The sequence below is a fragment of the Lacticaseibacillus manihotivorans DSM 13343 = JCM 12514 genome (genome assembly GCF_001435035.1).
Classification (GTDB): Bacteria; Bacillota; Bacilli; order Lactobacillales; family Lactobacillaceae; genus Lacticaseibacillus; species Lacticaseibacillus manihotivorans.
Genome location: NZ_AZEU01000208.1, coordinates 1 through 383 on the forward strand (window position 1 = coordinate 1; position 383 = coordinate 383).

General features: G+C 52.7%; 1 pseudogene. It reads right to left on the reverse strand.

The features are described from left to right. Window positions 1–383: pseudogene (locus FD01_RS15790) on the reverse strand (ISLre2-like element ISLca4 family transposase); the annotation flags it as partial.

The window sequence follows — 383 nt, forward strand, 5'->3', positions numbered from 1 at the left end:
TCAGTTGAAGATGTGTGCTAGGTGACCAGTGCCCGAACTAGTACTTGCGTACAGCGCTATACGTCCCTGATAAGCACCCTGGTGCGTTGTGGGCGCTGGCCCAAACAGCTGAAGGCTCCGAAGCGTGGTCTTCACTTCTGGCTTGATTTGCGTTTCCAGAAACGCCGTAGCTTCCAGACTGCTGAGGTAATCATCGTTCTGCAGCGCGTCAATGATCCTCAACTCTGCGATCAGACCACTTCTTGTCCATGAACGGCCCTGCAGCTTGGTCCGATACGTATACCGTCTATGGTTAGACTCACAGCTTCCAAGTCCACGCCGATCCAATTGTCGATTCGAAAGTGCCTCGATGTAAGGCCAATTTCGGTCAAGATAGCGCCGAA